This is a genomic window from Streptococcus sp. 'group B', assembly GCF_002073795.1.
Taxonomy (GTDB): domain Bacteria; phylum Bacillota; class Bacilli; order Lactobacillales; family Streptococcaceae; genus Streptococcus; species Streptococcus agalactiae.
Genome location: NZ_CP020432.1, coordinates 430,908 through 445,513, shown reverse-complemented (window position 1 = coordinate 445,513; position 14,606 = coordinate 430,908). Strand labels below are relative to the sequence as shown.

The following is a 14,606-nucleotide window of genomic DNA, read 5'->3' as shown; positions in this document are numbered from 1 at the left end:
TTATTTACCACTTCTGACAGCTAAGACATGAGGAAATATGCAAAGAAACGTGAAGTATCTTCCTACAGTAAAAATACTCGAAAGCACATAGAATAAGGCTTTACGAGCATTTAAGAAAATATAAAAAGATAATTAGAAATTTATACTTTGTTTTACTTAAAAATAAATGTTCTTTTTCATTTATTGATCCACTGCGATTAATTTCATCATCTTTATTATGGGTTATACAGTAAGTGATTTCATCATTATCTGAAAAAATAATTTTCACAGTACTACGCCAATCACCTGGCATTGTTGTTGTTATTGGATTGGAAATTTGAATCTCCTTAATATCTGAATATGAATTTTTCAATGCTTTGACTAGACTAACCTCATATTCTCGATTCCGTTTTAGTTCTTCTTTTCTTTGTTGTTCTTTCATATAAAATCCTCCGCTAAAAATAAGTAGTAATAGGGCAACTATTAGTAGTATTATTTTAGAACTCTTTTGCATTTTCACTCCTTTATGAAACAATTACATCATCTAGCTATAATATATCAACTTAGGAATTTGAATAAGCCAATATATGAAAATACCATTATTCAAATTTCTCCTGACCATCTGAAAAAATAATTTTTATAGTTTTTTTTGTTTTACCAATTCTTGAATCAAAAAAATTCATATTTTTTTCATTAAATTTTCCGCTATAATTTTTTTTCGATTCCAAATTATGTGTAATATTATAAACAATAGATTTTTTATCATTAAATGAAATCTTTACAGTACAATGCCAATCTCCAGGAATTTCAGTTGAAACAGGATGTGTGATTTTTATTTCTTCTATATTCTCATAGGAATTTTTCAATGCTTTGACTAGACTAACTTCATATTCTCGATTCCGTTTTAGTTCTTCTTTTCTTTGTTGTTCTTTCATATAAAATCCTCCGCTAAAAACAAGTATGAATAATGCAACTATTAGTAGTATTATTTGGGTACTCTTTTTCATTTTTACTCCTTTATGAAACAATTACATCATCTAGCTATAATATATCAACTTATGAATTTGAATAAGCCAATTATTTATTAATTTGTGAGGCAATATCTGAGTCTGTTTGTTCGACAACATCCGCAACTTTCAATAATTGTTGATTTATATCTTCTAATAATTGTGCAAATTGTGTGATTTTTGGAGATAATTCATTGAATTGGGCTTCAAAGCTATCAAATGCTGTACCATCCCAATTTTCATCAATAACAGCTTGTTCTTGAGTCAAAACTGTTAACACATCTGTAATTGATTGTGATCCTGTTGTATATTTTTGTGCTGAAATACGGAGTTCTTCAGGTGTTAGTTTAATTTGTGACATCATTTGCTCCCTATTTTTTTAACTGCAGTATAGCATATTTAGATGTTCCTTACACAGATAAAACTCATAATAGGTTAATCTATTAAAAATACAAACAGCGATTTATATTACATCTACTTTACTTTCAAAACGGAAAGGTTATCAAAAGATTTTAAAAAAACACCCTACAATATCTTGCAAAGTGCTTTGAAACGTTGATATAACAGTATATTAACATTTTGAGAATTGTGATGCTTTACGGGCTTTTTTAAGACCTGGTTTTCTCTGACAACTGTAATATATGGTGTTATATAGTATAAACTAGCTAATACTCATCAATTTACATCCAAAAAGTGTACTATGTATTGCAATATATTCGCGAAGGGGTTATCAGGTTATCAAAAGTAAAATTGACAATAAAAAAACACCTTGCAATTGCTTGCAAAGTGCTTTGAAACGTTGATATAACAGTATATTAACGTTTTGAAAATTGTGATGCTTTACGTGCTTTTTTAAGACCTGGTTTTGGGTAAAAAAAATCAAATATCTTTAAAAGCCTATTAAACTAAGCTTTCAAACTTCATTTTCGTTGAAAATAAGCACTTATAACCTAATCTTACAAACAATGGATTACCATTAGATTACCAAAAAATTCGTTTTCGGAGCTTATGTAATTGAGAAATCGCATTTATTTCATTTGGTATATTATGCCTAGGTTCAGAAACTAAAATTAATCGATAATATCCGAAAAGTTTTTCAAACTATTGTAAGATAATACTCCAATTTGAAAATAAACTCAAAAAACCTTTTTCTTCGTTTTTCTTCGTTTTTCTTCGTTTTTACTTCATTTCTAACTTGTAATACTGACTACGATCCCTTGTACTAGTGCCATACCAAGTTAAAATTTTCTTATCACGTAATCTCTTTAACAATTTTGATGAATATGACACACTCCGCCCCAATAATTCTGAGGCTTTTTTTGTGGTCATTTGTTCACCAGTATTATACATATGTTGAAGTAATAATTTCTCATCTACACTTAATTTGCTATAATCTTCAACCTTAATCTCTAAGGAATCCCTTGTACGTAATGTTCGACTCGTAATGCTATTCTCTAACGTCAAAACTACCTTATTACCCGGTTCTGAATATTTAGGCTCATGAAGAAAAGCCGACTCCATCTCAGAATAGATACGCTTAACCCCTTCATTCATCTCACGAACCCAACCAAATTCAGTCAGGGTTCTCGCAATCCGAGGATTTCTAGAAAAACGTTCATGCTTGATGTTCTCAACCGTTACAATATTCGGTAACTTACCTGGACTGTGAATCTCTAAGCGATCATCGAACATTAGAACACGGATATGATCACCATAGACAGAATAATCACGGTGAGTTACGGCATTGACAATACCTTCAAACCAAGCAAATTCTGGGTATTCTGGTAAGATTTGAAACTGACCATTGTCATCGAGATACTGAAATTCTCTAAGCTGCGTACGGATAAAGTCCCTAACCTTAATAATCAGCACTGGCAAAGCATCATCAAAGGTCACTTCTTTGATGACATTAAAGTTACTCCCTGTTCCCATATCTGTCCCATCAAATCGTTGGAAACGAACACGTGCTTGAGGGAAGAAAGCTGATGGATACTTCCCAAAAAGTAAAATCGCAGCTTTAGTCAATTTGCCATTAACCAAAAATCGTCTAGCTTTGAGGATTTCCTCTGTGGAGCGCTCTGATAAATCAAAGTGACTTTTGAAATCCTGTACGATATTTTCATCAATATCTTCCAGTGTTGCATCTAAAACAGTCTCATCTTCAAAAAAGCGTTGCCCTTTGTCATAGCTAAGTTGTGTTCGTTGTTCATAACTTAACTTTATCGACTCATCACCTTGACGAAGGTAAACGTCATCATTCGGTGCAGCAATAACGCGATTAGAAGACAATTCAACTGAGATAATCAGAATGAGATCATCTTCTCCCTTGTAATTAACCACAGGAATTTCCTCAAAGGATAAGTTTAATGGTGTCTCACGCATCTCACGGTCAATTTTTTTAAACTCATCAATAGGATAAGCTTTGCCATCCTTGAAACCAGTGATGAGATTTCCTTTCTTCTCATCCTCAATACCAATAACTAACTGACCACCATCAGCATTGGCAAAAGCAATTAAATGCTTGAGCAGTTCTGACGGTTTTTTACGTGCAGATTTTCTATCTAGATATTGACTTTCTGGTGAGAATTGGTAGTGGGCTACATAGTGAGATAAATCATTATTTTTTATCAAAATTAATCCTCCTCTCGACTGCAACAATAGAACTTCCTAGTTGCAGAATATTTTAATCTAGTACAGAAAAATCTATGTCTTGTAGAGTTATTGCACTATCTGTTAAGTCAAATAAATCCCGTCCAGACTTAGACATATCAAAATCATCTATTGAATCCAATGAAAATAGTACATAATAGTTACTATCCTCAGGTAAGTCAAAGATCATTTTGATTTCTTCTTTGTTTTCATCTAACATTCTTTTGAAGGTCATCCTTGGATATATAGTATATTCTAGAAACTGTATCTCAGCTCCAAATAATTCTAAAGAGATTATCTCTCTAGGACGTACTACACCTATTTCAGTACCGACTTCTAATTCAGGATAACTTGAAGAATATAGCTTCTCTTTATCAAATGAAAAAGTAATTGTCCCCTGATTTTTTATTTCTACCATTCTATTATTAACAAATGACTCGAACAAGACTTTTGTAAAATAGACATCATCATTATTTATTTTATGAGGAAAATCAAAAGTAACAGAAAAAATTTCTTGTATCTTCCTAAGTGCTTCAAAAAAATCATGGTTGTTCTTAAATACTTCTCTTTGACCGTCATCAGGTACCAAAGTTTTATTAAATATTTTTATGCCAGTTGTAAAGAAGGACCTGATAATGTCTAAATTTTTGAAATAATCCTCTAAAGTCGTTAAAGTATCATAATTTAATTTAGTAGTTAATTTTATATGATCGGATTCTTCGTTTAATATTATTCCTAAATCAATCAACTGATCTCTATGTGAAATAATTTTAATCTCCGTTAAGCTGGAATATGGTACTCTCTTCACAGGTACTATAATTTTTTCTCTTCCTACTTTCACTTCTATTGGATCAAGAGCAGGAAATGTTTCTACAGGACCTATTATTTGTTTTGTAACCCCTGAACTACCTAAATGAATAATAGTTGGAGGATCTTTTTGAAGTGATTCATCTAGTTTAAAACTTCTTTGAGTTCTATACATAGCTTCAGTTAATTCATCAATATTATGTAATATCATACCTTCAAATTCTAATGGAAATTTTATTCTCACTTGAAAGCTGTTCTCTTTACGATTCTTTTTTGAACGTAAAACATACATATCCTTAGTTCCCGCCATCAGTTCATATGAATATCCTTTTGGAGCTTCCAGATTGAGTTTTTTCCTTAGAGCAGTAGGAGTATTTATTTCTTTGTTAGTCTTTTTAGAAAATACCGAATTAAACTTCGAGGTAACCATCACCAATCCTCCTTTAACTCATCATACACCATTATTTTTGATATTAGAATATCTTTTTCCTGAGTAGATAATCGTTTCCCCTTTCGTTTTCCTCTGATAAATTGAATCAATTGATTTCTATTTTGATTAGTATCAACAAAAATATACCTCACATCACTTACATCAAATTTTAGTACGCCATCATGCGTTTGTGATATGCTATCCGTATAAATTTTATTGATTTCTTCAGCTCGAATATCCTCTTCCTCAACCAACATTAACGGAAGCTCCTTCGGATTCAATTTAGGAATGTACCGCCACTCATGCTCATCTTGAAAATTCTTTGTTATTTCTATGACATTATTATCTTTATCTCTACGTTTCATCTTACCTACATAAGGTTTAATCATTCTAATATATTCAAAAATAAAGTTAGTTAAGACTTCATTAACTTCCATGGAGTTGCCTCCTTGATTTAATAATAAATCCATAGTGTTTGTCAGTTCTTCTACATGAGCAGAATTCTCATTTAGGTAATGAATTGGTTGTATCCCTTTTTCTATTCCAAATTTTTTGTGAAAAGCTATTGAAAATTTACCATATCCTTTATCATTTGATGATAATGAATTTCCCTCTGCATGATAGCTTATCTGGTGTAGTGGAATATCACAAAAACATGTCATAGGAATATACCATTCAGTTAAATCTTTGTCGTTATATCTTAAGTTCAAATAACTAATATCTTCAGGGTAGTATCTGGGAGAAATTGCCATATTAAATATAACTTTTTCTAAGAAGGAGTACTCTCTCATAAAATTAAATAACGCATTTGCCGTAATCTTTGATTGTACAGCTTCAGAGACTATTATCTCATCTTTCGCTTGAAAAGCTTTCATATCCATTGTCAAAAACCTCTAAAATAAATTAATTCACCCAGTTCCCCTATCATAGTTTTACTTCTTCTTGCTTTTAGAAAAATTCCCTAGTCTAGATTTGATAGTGTTCGCACAAACTTCGGTTAAAGGTTCACCGATTGCTTCTCTGTAGTTAAACCCTAATAATTGCATTGTTTTTAGGGTGTCTTTATTTAACAGCTCTGTCATTTGTTGAAACGAAACAGATTGCTCTTTCGTCACGTTACCAAAAGTCCCCAATAAAGAAATAATACGTTTAAGGGTATTATGAAGATATTCAATATCCTCATCTTTAATGGTAACTTTTTCGTACTCTTCTTTATAGATTTGCGCAATCCTTAAAGCATCAGCTCGTTCAGATAGTAACTCATTTACAATATCATCATAAGAAGCTCTCAACTTGTCAGCCTCACGCTCAGTCTTCATTGATTGAATTTTACTATTGATTTTAGCTGTTGTTCCTTTAACTGCTAAAATACCTAATTCAACACCGACATTAGCAATTGATTCTGTAATATAAGGTTCCATAATCCTACTTTATCTCCTTCACTTTACTTTCAATAACTTCCACATTACCAACAGATAGACCATTATTTCCTTAAACTATCTACTACTTCTTTAATATAGACCATTTGTTCATCTGTTAGTTCCAGAAGAGTTTGCAACTGTTCATCAATATTCTTTTCGAAATCAAGTAAATTATTACTATCTGAATAGTCTAAAATATCCGGAACGACTTTAGCTAAAGAGGTGAGGGATTCATCGGTCATCAAAAAGGCAAGACGTATCACATAGGAGCTGACATACTGATAAAAGTTTTCTGCTTCTTTTTGGCTATCAAACATCTTTAAAGCTAGACGACTTCGGCCAAAAGCAGTCTGTGGCGGAAGAATCTCAAGTTGATTATCACGCTTTTGACCACCAGCATTGGCACTTGAAACCACAACTTTCCACTTGTCAATTAAATCTTTATTAACCTTTATCACGTCTCTTTCAGCAATAAACCAAGTTGCACGTCCCGCCTTTCCTGCTTTGTCATTAGTCAAGAGTTTAATCTGATGTGAAACATCGAAAGACTGCCCTTGATCAAGGATAACTTTATCAGGATTTAGTTCTGCAAAGTCACTTTCAACCTGAAAAAGCTTCTGATTAATCACCTTACTGTCTGATAATGGTTTCAGATGATAATTTCTCATAAAGACTTCAATATGCTCAACAATTGCCTCGTTACTTGGATTTAAAGGCATTAGCTTATCACCTGGATGACTTCTAGTCACAGTTACTTCCTCACCGGCATAACTATAGGTGTAGTCGAAAGTCTCTCTTTCTACCTGATAATCTTTGACAACAACTGAAATACCATCTGGAATAGCAACTTCGCCAAATATTTCACCAGCATCAGGATAGTAAATTAATTGTCTTAAATGTTGACTATTAATTTGATTTTTACCAAATTCTTTCATTCCTTTTCCAGACTGATGAACCCAACGCCCACCAGGATATATGAGACAGCTATATTTCAGAGCTAAGTTATCTGCTAATAATTGAAAGTCTTGGAAAACATTTTTTACTCGTTTTTGTTGACCAGTCCTCATAATATTTTCGTTTGTAGACTCTTGGTATGGCGGATTGCCAATAACTATATCAAATTTCACTTGATTAAATGCCTCCTCTACAATTTCTTTTCCCTTATCCTGTGTACTCTTGAGTATCTCCGTTAAGTTTTCAATATAAACCACATTGGTCTTATAATCTCGATAGCCTACTAATGTTCGCTCAGTGATTGTCTTAGCCATTGGTGTTTTAGCAATAGCATATACATTATTAGCTAATATTTCTTGATAAACTCGATCCGCTTCAAATCGACTATCATCATTTTCTATCATCCGTTGATAATACAAACTAATGGCACTATGTAAAGGATAGAGTCCCGTTTTTGAGTTGAGGTCTAAAATTTTAACATCTTGATAATAAACTGATGATGTTAGCTGATTATCTACCCAGTGGAGATTGGAAGTAGCACCATCTGTGACAGACTGAAAATTATCATCATAAAAGTTCAGACCACCTATAGACTTGGTAATCTGCATATTCACAACTCTCCAAGGTGTCAAAACAGTTTCTTTGTCAGGATTCTTAAATGTCCCAAATAGCTCGGCAATATGCTCAGCGCGCTCTATAAAGTCTAAATCATCAAAAGATTTCGCTCGTTGACGGATAATACGGCCTGCTTCAATAAAGACTTCGGCATCATAGTACTTGGTAATATCTTGAAACATTCCCTTGGTAAAGCCCTTAGGCATAAACTCTTTCCAGGATTCATTATCAACTTGCTTGATAAAGTCTTTGATCGTGATATCCTTAGACAGGTCTACTTTCATTCCATAAATCATCATAGGAATACGGATAGAAACTCCACGTAATATGGAAATTAAATTTTTACGTTGCTTCTTAGCTTCTTTTTGCTTTTCTATAAGTTCTAGATCCTCCGCTGTCCTCTTTGCTTTTGGTTTCTTCTTAGCACGCTCAGCTTGTTCATTCTCAGCATCAGTCAGACCATTTTCATTAATGACAACTTTTTTAGGTGTCTTCTGACTTTGTGTCTTTCCAACAATAGCATTTAGCTCATTAAACATTGATTCATCATCTGATGTAAGAGTAAGCAGGTGGTCATTGTAGAGACTATCATCTTCAAAGCCTGAACGTACTGCTTTTTCAGCATAGACCTTTTTAAGCTGAGTCAACATTCTGTCCACATCAAAAGTCTTCATACCATTATCAGAGACTCCTAAAATAGGCATGAAATTAAGCAGACGAGCCATTGCCTGTTTTTGCTCTTGAGTATTCTTTTTACCTACACCCGAATTTATTTGAGCACTCTCTGCCATAACTGTTAGAGCTCTATCTGGTGCAAAATCAAAAACATAACAATTTTTCTTCATTCCTAGCTTTTCATGAGAAAAAGGTGTCTGAGCACGAAACGCAGCCTGAAGGTAATTCATGGCACTATTGGTATTTGACAAGAATAAAACAGCTGTCCACTCTGGAATATTGACCCCTGTTGTTAACTTGCGAACCGTCAAAGTGATGGTTTTTGTTGCTGATGGGTCGTCTGTTATAGCATGACGAACTTTTTCAATATCAACTTCATTCGCAACACCATCATCACTACTCGAACCACGAACGACATTAACAATAGCATATTCTTTACCAAAAATGGGATGTTCCTTTAGTAGATCTTCAAAAGCATTTGCTTCTTTCACACCAGGCATCAACCAAAGGGTATGACGCAATTCTTCTCGATAAGATTTTGTTGAAAATGGATAATTTGTCGTGCTATCTGGATTCGTAATATTATCCAAAAATGCTCGAACACTAGACTCATGAACAAGTTCTCCAGCTCCATTGACGCGAAAGAATTCCCTAAAGTTAAAGGATTTCGATTCATCCGAAAAACGTTCCTTATGTTTCATTTCAAAAGTATACATTGATACTTTGGGTAAGGTTTCATATGGATTAGGCTTATCCGGATGTTCCAATTCCCATTTCTTTTTAGCTGCTTGCTCCATGACGTAGTCCCAAGTATAAACTTGTTCATCGTCAAATTGGTCAAGTAAATTAAACGGGGTACCTGATAATTCTAGAACTTTCGTCTGCTCCTTAAGCAACTCTTTCATGACGGTATCACTCAATTCCGTCTGAGTTCCTTCATGTGCTTCATCAATAATAATTAGGTTCCAATCAACATCTGAGAAATCTTTTAGATTTGTCTGTCCATTATTATAACGAAGCAATTGTATAGAAGCAAAATAGATAAAGGGATGGTCTTCCTTCTTCAAGTTTTCAAGTGTCTCTCCTTGATTGACCGATCCATAATTATAGCCTTCATCAGCCATTTTCATTTTTTTGAAGTCATCAAACCATGAATCAGCTACTACTGGACGGTGGGTCATGATAAGTACTTTATTGAATTGTTCATTTTTTATCAACTGCAAAGAGGTTAAAGTTTTACCGAAACGCATTTTAGCATTCCAGAGCATCCTATCTTTCTTCTTAAAGATTTTTTGAGTTTGTTCAACAGCAGCCTCCTGTTCAGGACGAAGTATGATGATAGGCTCTTCCACAACTGTTTCATCAGCAGGGATATTAAGATAATTTTTACCTTCTTTAACCGCTTTAATTGCAGACTTAGCTGTCTCTAAATCTGTCTTGAACCACTCTGTACCCTCCAATTGCTCTGCTTGCTTAACACCTGAACGTTTTAAAACATTATGCACATCGTAATCATGAAACCAAGATTTTGTTGACTTCTTATAGGCAAGTTCAACCCAACCAAGTGTATAAGGCAAACCTGAAGTTTTCATATATTGATTGATACGTTTTGGTGCAGCTGTTCTTAAAAACTCACTATTAGGAGACCAGTCCGTCTCTATATCATCTGAAGAAACAGTACCTTCACCAATTTTTTGTGTTCCTTCAAAAGCATTGAATAAGCCACTTTGATTATCAACGGTCTGAATATAAATAAATTTCCTCTCAGCAGTCTTGTACATTTCTTGAGCCCTTGGCTCCAAGAATCGACCAATAGCACTAGCTTTGATATCAGGATCAATATAAGTCAACATAACCCAAGCCAAAATATCAAATACTTGTTCCAATGATTTTAAAGCATTCTCTTTTGTGGCGTCTTCTGGATTTAATATATGAGCTGAATTATTCCCCTTACCCTTTATTTCATAGAAGTTATCTACAATTTTTTTATTAGGGATAAGTCCTCTTATGTCCTTCAAAACATCGTTAAAAGTTGCTCGCTCTCGAATGTCAATATATTCTCTATCAGCAATTAATCTAGCTGTATTTTCAGCAACTTTTCTAACCTTTGTTAATGTTCCTTCGTAATCGCCGTGAGTATAATTTTCTTCCGCCATGTTAATGGTTTTAAAAAGTTCTGACGTATCTATATCAATAGCTAAAAATTCAAAATTTGATATCATCCTTAATCTCCTAACAAATAAACTTTCTGAATATTTATTTCTTTACTCTCCAATATCTTTTCAGCAGTTTCTTCTACAACAAAATTATCATCTATATCGAAGAAACTAAGCTGTCCTTCAACAATACTTTTATCATTTTCAACTTCTTTTCCTAAAAGTTCTGATAAAGAAAAAGGAATTTTTCTAACCAGACTAGGGTGGCCTTTTACTACTTGCCATTCATTAAACCAAATAAGATCCCCTGTAACAGGATGTCTCTGAGTTAAGGTATTTCCTCTTACAATATTTTTATGAATCAGATAATACGCAGATTTATAAATATCACTCTTATTCGTCAATCTATCTCCAAACGTTATCTCGTACCAATCTAAATAATAAAGGAACATACGTGATCGCGCCACTTCTAAATTATCTTCAAGAAATTCAATTCCATAAATAGATGACAGAGCTATCAACGATTTCGTCTTCCAATTTCGTTTATCATATTGTTTAATTACAGAAGCGAGTTTTCTTTCTAAAATAGCTTGTAAAAAATTACCATCTCCTGCAGATGGCTCTAAGAATGTCGCAGAGATATTTTCACATGCCTCTTTTACTCCAGGAGTATCTAGCATTTTCTGAACCATCCATGATGGTGTAAATACTTCACCATGCTTTTGAACTCTATGCTTTGATTTTATTAAATTCTCTTTCAAAACCTACTCCTTGAAACCTTTATTGTTAATTCCTATTATATCATGTTTCAGTAAATATCTTTATATTTACAGGGGTTTGGGGATTCTCCCCAAAATAAAATAGAATCATCAGTCAAAAAGTGTCAGTCTGACCTTTACTGATGGTTCTATTTTTACGATAGTGTGTATACACTGTCTGAGCTCGCAAAGACCTTTGGCATTTTAAAGACATTGCCGTACTTTATACAGTGCCGTACATTGTCCGCACAAAGATTTTTAACGACTTCATGATAAAAAACGCTGACCATCATCAGCGTTTTTGCTATCATATTTTAAAACTATGCCATCAAAATGACTGGAAGACTATCACTTCTTAGCTATTCGTTGCTTATCTTCCTTCAACTGCTTCTCCACTAGTTCCACATGCTCCTCCATTAGCTGACCAAGTTCCATCAAATCTTGTCGGGAAATTTTCCCAAACTGGGTTGCACTCTTGGCAATAGAATTAATTGTTCTACCAATAGATAGCAACCTATCCGTCAGCGACTGATATTCTGGAAAACTCACTACCCAAGCTTCAAAATCAGGTTTTAATAACTGCTTTCTAGCAAAAAGAGAAAAATTTGAGATGCCATCTTGCTTCATGCGCTCTAACAGTTTTTGATTTTCTTCTTCAGATAAAAAGACCTGTTTTATAACATTTCTAATTCTCTTTTTAGCCATTATGCCCCCTTAGACAGTAGTTTCCGTTTCTTTTTCTGGTGGTAACGTGTTAACTGCTTCTCATAATTTGAAACTAGCCTTCTGCTATACTCCATAGCTCTGTATGCTTGACTATCTTGAGATTGCTCTGCAATTTTAGATAATTGCCTTAAATTATTTTCGATACGTCTTAGAGAATAAATCAATTCATCAAACTGAGATTCATCAAATCGCATAAAGAGTGACGTTTCCTTAAGGAGCATCCGACGAGCATAATTAGAGAATGTCTGTAATCCTGTATCATCTACTAACTGATTAAGCACTTTATTCTGCGACTCCGTCACATAAAACTTCTTTAAAACATTTCTTACACGTTCAGACATGATGGATCATCCTTAAATACCTGTCTGCCAGCTTAGTATCATATCGTTTCAACTGTTCTACTAGTTCTAAATAGTCAGTTAATATTCCTTCTTCTAAATCTGGAAAATCATTCTCTGAGGTTTGACAAATGATTTCAAGCTGATTTGTAATTTCCCTAATCGAAAAGCTGTAGTCCTCCGTCTCACTTTCATAGTCTCTCTTGAGTTCTTGGTAGCAGTTGTACTCCTCTTGTGACTTAAACCCAGCCACTAACATATTTTCTAATTGGTAATATACTGTCATCTCTAGTTATCCTCCTAATCTTTCCATAAATCCATAGCTGCTAAGAAATCTTCTGAGACTTCCACATTTGAAATTTCTAATGGGTGGTAGTCTTTTTCAGATGCTATCACTTGGTCAGCAGTTATAAGCCCTCTAGCTTCCCAATTCGTCAGTATCCCTTTGACGTAACTCATGTTTTGTTTCCTTGGTTCAAGCTCAGCTGTTTTCTGAATAGCTAACTGCAATAAGGACTGATTAACCGTTAATCCTTCTAGTAATGTTTTCTCCTGTTGGGTTAATTCTCGATGCCATAGCGTTTCCATTAACCAGATGTCATCAGTCAGTCGTGATGAAATTGGATCATTATCTAATCCTATCTTATCTTGACTTAACTTATCTTTACCTATCCTATCTTTACTTATCTTATCTTTAATTATATTGCGGTTCCCATCTGGATCCAGACTGGTTCCAACTTGGAGCCGAGTATTTTGAAGATAATTGACCAAGCGCGGACCTAGATTTAAGCTCTCCAACAATTGATTATCCTTCAGATAATCTATAAGAAGTTGACGATGACTACTCGGTGTGTAACGGTCTGCTTTGATGGTATTCTGCTCAAAGAAATCCTTGATAAAGTAAACCATCTCATTATTTAACAAGAGTAAATACTGCTTAAGGGTTAATAAATTTAGGCTATCTTCATTAGCATTGATCATTCGCATAATTGGAAAAGCTTCAACAATACCATCGTCATCCGCATTGACTACCAAGTGACAATAAAGTGCCTGCGCTTCAAGTGGTAGGCGCAAAAATCGTTGTGTCTGCACCACTGTCTTACTTAACATTCGTCTATTAGCCATCCTTTACCTCATCTTTCATATTGCTTCAACCAACGGGTGACCGCTCGTTTATCGTACAGAGTCACACCATCAATAACCATTGTAGGCATTCCTTCTCGTGTCCATTTTTGAATGGTGGTCGTTGAAACATCTAACCAGCGGGATAAGGCAGACATCCTAACCATCGGCTTATAGAGTTCCTTATCCTCTAAAGCACGTTCAATGGCACTGCTGACCATCCCGTCATAATAAGCTCGCAACTGTCTTTCCAATGATTTTGGCAGTTGTACAACTAAAGTCGTTTCATCCGTCATAAGATTACCTCATTTCTATTTCTCAATTAAATAAACTCCGAAATTTATTTATTATTCATTTTGAATTATATATCCTTTTAGAATTTATGTCAACTATTTTTATTCAAAAAGAATTAAATGTGTTATAATACTCTCAAGGAGGTATTTATGACCAATCATATTGCAAAACTGATAGAAGAGAGTGGCAAAAAACTGACTGAGATTAGTTCTGCTACAAATATTGCTTATCCTACCTTATCGGGATACAATCAAGGCATTCGTCAACCCAAAAAAGGAAATGCTCAAAAATTAGCTGATTATTTTGGAGTATCTGTTGCTTACATCTTAGGACTTGACGATAATAGACAAGCCCCGTCAACTATGGACATTATCACAGACAGCTTTAAAGTTTCCGAGATTAGTTCTGTAACACCTTTTAAAAGCGATATGGAGAAGCTGAAGAAAGGAATTGAATTAGGGGAGATTCATTTGTCTATGCCCTTAAATGAGGGTTTCTCAGACGATTTTAGACGCATTTTAGCTCGTTACTTGGTCAATCATGAAGAAGAGTTCATGAAAACCTTCACTAAACACATGAATAGTTTAAAACGAGAGTCAGAAATTTGGCAAACCTGGATTCAGACCGAAGAATACCGAATTAGACAAGAAGATCGACACAAAAAATAACTAACAG

At 34.1% G+C, this 14,606-nt stretch carries 15 protein-coding genes; 1 reads left to right on the top strand and 14 read right to left on the bottom strand.

Translation table 11 applies throughout. The features are described 5' to 3' along the window. Positions 1-100: 100 nt before the first annotated feature. The 14 genes from A6J68_RS02495 to A6J68_RS02425 form a co-directional block, all read right to left on the bottom strand. Entirely contained in the window at positions 101-493 is a 393-nt protein-coding gene (locus A6J68_RS02495) for a hypothetical protein (RefSeq protein ID WP_001172779.1), read from the bottom strand. Positions 494-578: 85 nt separating this feature from the next. Then, complete coding sequence (locus tag A6J68_RS02490) at positions 579-986, bottom strand: hypothetical protein (protein WP_000749953.1); 408 nt, start codon at positions 984-986, stop codon at positions 579-581. Positions 987-1,056: 70 nt separating this feature from the next. After that, positions 1,057-1,347, bottom strand: a complete 291-nt coding sequence (locus A6J68_RS02485; protein WP_000078283.1) for a WXG100 family type VII secretion target — start codon at positions 1,345-1,347, stop codon at positions 1,057-1,059. Between the two features lie 818 nt (positions 1,348-2,165). After that, the gene (locus tag A6J68_RS02480; protein ID WP_065736059.1) at positions 2,166-3,614 is read right to left on the bottom strand and encodes an ATP-binding protein; all 1,449 of its coding nucleotides are present in this window, start codon (positions 3,612-3,614) and stop codon (positions 2,166-2,168) included. A gap of 55 nt (positions 3,615-3,669) precedes the next feature. Continuing rightward, positions 3,670-4,872, bottom strand: a complete 1,203-nt coding sequence (locus A6J68_RS02475; RefSeq protein WP_057499240.1) for an abortive infection system toxin AbiGii family protein — start codon at positions 4,870-4,872, stop codon at positions 3,670-3,672. Continuing rightward, positions 4,872-5,753, bottom strand: coding sequence for an abortive phage resistance protein AbiGI (gene abiGI / locus A6J68_RS02470; RefSeq protein WP_057499241.1), 882 nt, complete (start codon positions 5,751-5,753; stop codon positions 4,872-4,874). The genes A6J68_RS02475 and abiGI overlap by 1 nt, the downstream gene beginning before the upstream one ends. Positions 5,754-5,804: 51 nt before the next feature. Next, positions 5,805-6,293, bottom strand: a complete 489-nt coding sequence (locus A6J68_RS02465; protein ID WP_057499242.1) for a hypothetical protein — start codon at positions 6,291-6,293, stop codon at positions 5,805-5,807. Positions 6,294-6,355: 62 nt separating this feature from the next. After that, entirely contained in the window at positions 6,356-10,759 is a 4,404-nt protein-coding gene (locus A6J68_RS02460; protein ID WP_057499243.1) for an Eco57I restriction-modification methylase domain-containing protein, read from the bottom strand. 2 nt (positions 10,760-10,761) lie between these two features. Next, a complete protein-coding gene (locus A6J68_RS02455) occupies positions 10,762-11,454 on the bottom strand; it encodes a hypothetical protein (RefSeq protein ID WP_057499244.1) in 693 nt (230 codons plus the stop codon). Positions 11,455-11,799: 345 nt separating this feature from the next. Next, complete coding sequence (locus tag A6J68_RS02450) at positions 11,800-12,156, bottom strand: hypothetical protein (RefSeq protein ID WP_057499245.1); 357 nt, start codon at positions 12,154-12,156, stop codon at positions 11,800-11,802. Further along, on the bottom strand, positions 12,156-12,518 hold the full coding sequence (locus A6J68_RS02445; protein ID WP_057499246.1) for a plasmid mobilization protein: 363 nt from the start codon (positions 12,516-12,518) through the stop codon (positions 12,156-12,158). Before A6J68_RS02445 ends, A6J68_RS02450 begins: the two co-directional genes overlap by 1 nt. Beyond that, positions 12,511-12,801: a DUF5962 family protein gene (locus tag A6J68_RS02440; RefSeq protein ID WP_057499247.1), complete on the bottom strand. Its 291-nt coding sequence runs from the start codon at positions 12,799-12,801 to the stop codon at positions 12,511-12,513. Before A6J68_RS02440 ends, A6J68_RS02445 begins: the two co-directional genes overlap by 8 nt. 14 nt (positions 12,802-12,815) lie before the next feature. After that, entirely contained in the window at positions 12,816-13,640 is an 825-nt protein-coding gene (locus A6J68_RS11550) for a DnaD domain protein (RefSeq protein WP_225791481.1), read from the bottom strand. Between the two features lie 8 nt (positions 13,641-13,648). Then, on the bottom strand, positions 13,649-13,933 hold the full coding sequence (locus tag A6J68_RS02425) for a DNA-binding protein (protein ID WP_057499248.1): 285 nt from the start codon (positions 13,931-13,933) through the stop codon (positions 13,649-13,651). Between the two features lie 147 nt (positions 13,934-14,080). On the opposite strand from A6J68_RS02425, the gene A6J68_RS02420 reads away from it, so the two are divergent. Beyond that, on the top strand, positions 14,081-14,599 hold the full coding sequence (locus A6J68_RS02420) for a helix-turn-helix domain-containing protein (protein ID WP_057499249.1): 519 nt from the start codon (positions 14,081-14,083) through the stop codon (positions 14,597-14,599). Positions 14,600-14,606: the final 7 nt, after the last annotated feature.

Coding starts and splice junctions, on each gene's coding strand:
- A6J68_RS02495 (WP_001172779.1), bottom strand. CDS start 493: ATGCAAAAGAGTTCTAAAATAATACTACTAATAGTTGCCCTATTACTA.
- A6J68_RS02490 (WP_000749953.1), bottom strand. CDS start 986: ATGAAAAAGAGTACCCAAATAATACTACTAATAGTTGCATTATTCATA.
- A6J68_RS02485 (WP_000078283.1), bottom strand. CDS start 1,347: ATGTCACAAATTAAACTAACACCTGAAGAACTCCGTATTTCAGCACAA.
- A6J68_RS02475 (WP_057499240.1), bottom strand. CDS start 4,872: ATGGTTACCTCGAAGTTTAATTCGGTATTTTCTAAAAAGACTAACAAA.
- abiGI (WP_057499241.1), bottom strand. CDS start 5,753: ATGGATATGAAAGCTTTTCAAGCGAAAGATGAGATAATAGTCTCTGAA.
- A6J68_RS02465 (WP_057499242.1), bottom strand. CDS start 6,293: ATGGAACCTTATATTACAGAATCAATTGCTAATGTCGGTGTTGAATTA.
- A6J68_RS02460 (WP_057499243.1), bottom strand. CDS start 10,759: ATGATATCAAATTTTGAATTTTTAGCTATTGATATAGATACGTCAGAA.
- A6J68_RS02450 (WP_057499245.1), bottom strand. CDS start 12,156: ATGGCTAAAAAGAGAATTAGAAATGTTATAAAACAGGTCTTTTTATCT.
- A6J68_RS02445 (WP_057499246.1), bottom strand. CDS start 12,518: ATGTCTGAACGTGTAAGAAATGTTTTAAAGAAGTTTTATGTGACGGAG.
- A6J68_RS02440 (WP_057499247.1), bottom strand. CDS start 12,801: ATGACAGTATATTACCAATTAGAAAATATGTTAGTGGCTGGGTTTAAG.
- A6J68_RS11550 (WP_225791481.1), bottom strand. CDS start 13,640: ATGGCTAATAGACGAATGTTAAGTAAGACAGTGGTGCAGACACAACGA.
- A6J68_RS02425 (WP_057499248.1), bottom strand. CDS start 13,933: ATGACGGATGAAACGACTTTAGTTGTACAACTGCCAAAATCATTGGAA.
- A6J68_RS02420 (WP_057499249.1), top strand. CDS start 14,081: ATGACCAATCATATTGCAAAACTGATAGAAGAGAGTGGCAAAAAACTG.